Annotated in this window: 3 protein-coding genes and 1 riboswitch; of the genes, 1 reads left to right on the top strand and 2 read right to left on the bottom strand. The window is 68.9% G+C overall.

Translation table 11 applies throughout. The annotated features are described in order from the left end of the window. The first annotated feature begins 133 nt into the window (after positions 1 to 133). Positions 134 to 1,087 carry a hypothetical protein gene (locus AC2VOP_RS12205; RefSeq protein WP_428901078.1) on the top strand — a complete coding sequence of 318 codons (954 nt, stop codon included), beginning with the start codon at positions 134 to 136 and terminating at the stop codon, positions 1,085 to 1,087. Here the strand turns inward: AC2VOP_RS12205 and AC2VOP_RS12200 are convergent. After that, positions 1,077 to 1,985, bottom strand: a complete 909-nt coding sequence (locus tag AC2VOP_RS12200) for a class I SAM-dependent methyltransferase (RefSeq protein WP_486961209.1) — start codon at positions 1,983 to 1,985, stop codon at positions 1,077 to 1,079. The genes AC2VOP_RS12205 and AC2VOP_RS12200 overlap by 11 nt on opposite strands. Positions 1,986 to 1,995: 10 nt before the next feature. After that, on the bottom strand, positions 1,996 to 3,630 hold the full coding sequence (locus AC2VOP_RS12195) for a PPE domain-containing protein (protein WP_486961210.1): 1,635 nt from the start codon (positions 3,628 to 3,630) through the stop codon (positions 1,996 to 1,998). A 37-nt stretch (positions 3,631 to 3,667) separates the two neighbouring features. Next, a riboswitch (cobalamin riboswitch) is annotated at positions 3,668 to 3,847 on the bottom strand. Between the last annotated feature and the right edge of the window lie 309 nt (positions 3,848 to 4,156).

Raw genomic sequence — 4,156 nt, 5'->3', positions numbered from 1 at the left:
GCATCCAGCACGCGGCCTTTTCACGTGTGCGAACTGCCCGGGCTGCGTCTGGACCAACAAATCATGCTGGCCCGAAGGCTCGTCACCAGCGGATTCCTCATCCGGCTGCCCGGCGATTGATCGAAGGCTTCCCATGGAATTCGCCGACCTGGCCCGCTGGACGCCCATCAGGCTCGACTTCTCCGGGGCCGCCCCGGCGGTCTACTGGGCCGACCTGTCCGCAGAGCGCTTCACCGAACCGTTCTTCGACCGGACCGTCAACCGCTGGGCGGCCGGCCCCACCGCCCGCCCGCTCGTGCGGACCGGACTCGATGCGCTGGCCGCGCTGGACGACGAGCCGTCACTGGAGCCGGCCGGCATGATCTTTCACCTGTCGCGGTGTGGGTCCACGCTGGTGTCCCGGCTGTTGGGCGTGCTGCCCGGTGTCGTCGTCGTCGCCGAGCCGGCGCCGCTCAACACGCTCCTCGGACTCGGTCCCGGCCGGCTCGACGACGCCACGTTGGTCCACCTGGTGCGGCTGCTGGTCCGGGCTCTCGGCCGCCGCCGGCATGCCGACGAACAACGGCTGGTGCTCAAAACCACCAGCTGGAACTTCCGCCGCCGTGCCGTGCTCGCCGCCGCCTTCCCCGACACGCCGTGGGTCTGGGTCCAGCGCGATCCGGCTCTGGTGCTCGCCTCGCTCCTTGCCGACCCGCCGGGCTGGCTCGGGCTGCAGGCTCACCCATTGCGCGCCGCGTGGCGATTCGGCCTGGATCCGGCCGCGGTACCGACCATGGGCCGCGCCGAGTTCGCCGCGCGGGCGCTCGGCGCGATGCTGGATGCGGCCGATGGCGATATGACTCGGCGCCTGTGCGTCGATCACGCCGAGCTGCCCGCCGCGGTCTGGGAGCGCGTCGGCCCGCATTTCGGCCTCGACATCGATACTGCGGCAATCGAACTCATGGCCGAAAAGTCTTTGTTCCACTCCAAGGACTCAGCGAAACGCGTCTTCGCGGACGAACCTGCGAACCGCAGCCCGATCACCGACGAGATGCGGACGGCCGCCCGGCGATACGCCGAAGCGGGTTACCGCGCGCTTACGCCTTGACGGCGCTGACCAGCGTGTTACGGACGAGCATGGACCCCGCATCGGTGTCCGGACCGGGCACCGGGCGGCCGGCCTGCCGCAGGTAGTCGGCCAGCGAAACGCCACTCGCATGCCACCCCCGGTTGGCGAACCATTCGGTGGCCGGCGCGCAGCGCTCGTTGTAGACCAGTTGATAAAACGGGCGTTGCGCCCCGCCCGCATCCATCGCGGCCCGCTCCTGGTCACGCTTGGCCTCGAACTCCTGCTGGTCCAGCGGCGTGCCATCCTCGATGGCGGCATGGCTGCCGTGGCCGGCCAGGCCGTCGATACCGGTGAACAACTGCTCCTGAGCGGCGGCCGGCAGATAGATCAGCAGTCCCTCGGCGATCCACGCCGAGGGCATGGCCGGATCGAAACCGCTGTCCCGCAGGGCCTGCGGCCAGTCCTCGCGCAGGTCGACCGCGATCTCGCGGCGCACCGCACGCGGTTGGGCACCCCGATCGGCGAGCGCCGCGCGTTTGAAGTCGAGAACCTGCGGGCGGTCCAGTTCGAAGATCGTCGTCGCGGCCGGCCAGTCCAGGCGGTAGGCGCGGGAGTCCAGTCCCGCCGCCAGGATGACCACCTGCCGTACGCCCGCGCCGGCGGCCCGGCGGAAGTACTCGTCGAAGAATCTGGTGCGGGCGCCCTGGAAGTTGACGAAGTGCTCGCCGAAATCGGCCGTCTTGAGGTCGTGGTCGGGGGCGTTACCGTCGAGTACGTCAGCCCAGCGGCCGCCGACAGCGCGGCAGAAGACTTCGGCAAACGGGTCGACGGCCAGCGGGTCGGGCTTCTGGGCTTCCAGCGCCCGCGCGGTCGCGACGAACAACGCCGTGGAGCCGACACTGGTTGTGATGTCCCAGGTATCACCTTCGCTACGCATTGATCCGACATTACGCCGATGGCCTGTGACGGCCCGTCGACTCGGGGGGGTCGTCGTCCCATGTGCCGGGCAGCATGGGCATCCGGCCGCCGAACCCGTCGTCAGGCAGCGTGATCAATCCTGCCGCCCGCTCGGGACCGGCCCGCTCGGCGGTTGCGGCGATGTCCGCCGTCACCGCCGCGTTCCCGCAAGCCGTCATGGATTCGGCCGTGCAGCCCGTAGAAGCGTCGGGATCTGGGGCCGGCGCCAGATCCATGTATTCGAATCCGCGGCCGAGCTGCTGGGAATCCACCCGGCGACGTCGGCGCCGGCGGGGCTGTTCCCGGGCCGCCGCAACGGCCGCCGGCGCCGTGGCGATGTCCGGCTCGGCTGCCTTCTTCGGCGCGGCGGCACCAGCACCCGCCCGGTTGGGCATTCCCAGGGCTCCGACCAGATAGGGAAAAGGTCCTGGGCCGACTGCTGGCGGTGCCGGTGGTGACGGCGGGGGGGCGGGCCCCGCCGTCACGGGAGCCGCGGGCGACGGCACTGTCGCGACAGCGGCCGGTGCGACGGCCGGCGCCGAGACCGGCGGCAGACTCACGGCAGGGACCACCGTCGCGGGGGGCATGACGGGCACCGCAGGCGGGTGTGCGAGCCCGGCAAGGCCCGCCAGCCCACCGAACCCGCCCACTGCACCGGCCGGTGCGGCCAGCAGGGGTGCCGCCAGCGGCGTCAGGAGCCCATTTGCACCCAGCAAATAAGTCACGTGGGCAATTTCCCAGGTGTAGTCGATACCGATCTGCAGGCTGTAGATGAGAGAAAACCAGAGCAACAATTCGGGATTGTTGCCGGCCGCCGCTATCACCGTCGGCCAGTAGGCAGCGTAATAATAGGGGTCCAACACGAAAAGCTCCCGGTAGGCGCTGGCCCACGTTATCGCCGGGATGTCAGTGGTCGGAAAGTTGTACTGCAGCTGGCTTGCCAGATTGGTCGGACTTTGGAAGACCCAGAACACCGCGCCGATGGATTGCCGGAGATCGGGCGGCAGAGTTTGCTCGATGAGATTGTCTATTCCGGTGAAAAAATCCCATACCGAGGGAAGGCGAACATTCCCGATCCGGGGCGCGGGGGTGCTCTGCGAGGGCGTCGCCGCCGCACCGGCTACGCCGTGATACGTCGCCATGACAGTGGCGGCCTGAATCCACATCCGCGCGTAATCGGCCTCGTTGAGCGCGATCGCAATCGTGTTGATTCCGAAGAAATTTGTCGCCAGCAACGCGGCGTGAGTGGCGTGATTCGACGCCAGTTCCGGCAGTGTCGGCATGGCTGCCAGCGCGCAGCTGTAGGCCGCGGCGGCGGTCTCCAGCCTGGCGGCCCTCGCAGCGCTCTCGGCGCTGGACTGATTCAGCCATGCCAGGTACGGCTCATGTGCGGCGACGTAGGCCTCGGCGGTCGAGCCTGCCCAGGTTTGGCCGTGCACGGCTGCCAGCAATGTGGCCAGCTCGTCGCCTGTCGCGGCGTACACAGTGCTCAGCGAGCGCCACGTTTCGGCGGCCGCCAGCAGCGGGCCCGGGCCCGCGCCGCTGCCCAGCAGCGCCGAATGCGCCTCGGGGGGCGAGGCCATCCAGATCGGGGCGGCTGCGCCGCCGGACAAAGCGTTCAGCATCATGAACCGCAGCTTTCTCGGGGTACACCGCCCCGGGCTGGAAGGACGCGATGACGCGAGTCTCCTGGCTCTCGGATCGCTGCTCGCCTCGCCTTCCAGCTTGTGGCCGTGGCTTATGAGGGTCGCTCCCCGATGACAGTGGCGGGACCGCGCCGGACTCACACCGGCTTCCTGCGTCGTCATCGCCTTGCGGCGAACAGTCTCTCATCCCGAATCCGCGTCGGACATACCTGCCGACGCCGTGACCCTGAGGCCCCGGCGAGATGAGCTCTCAGCACGCCGCTGATGCGACTGGCCGCAACAAACAGCCTTCGCTGCGCAGTGAACCGACTCGACGCCGATGGCCTGAGCCGAATCGTCTCCGTGCCGGGGACATGCGCCGACGTCCGCCAACGTGGCAGCCCTACCGGCTGGCCCACCGGGCAGGCCTCTTGCCAGCTTATTGAAAATGATTATCATTAACGCATGCCGCGACGACACGTGCCCGCCGTCCCCGTAACCGTGCTGTCCGGATTCCTGGGAGCGG

Source organism: Mycobacterium sp. TH-M106 (genome assembly GCF_057473765.1).
This window is presented reverse-complemented; position numbering and strand designations above follow the sequence as displayed.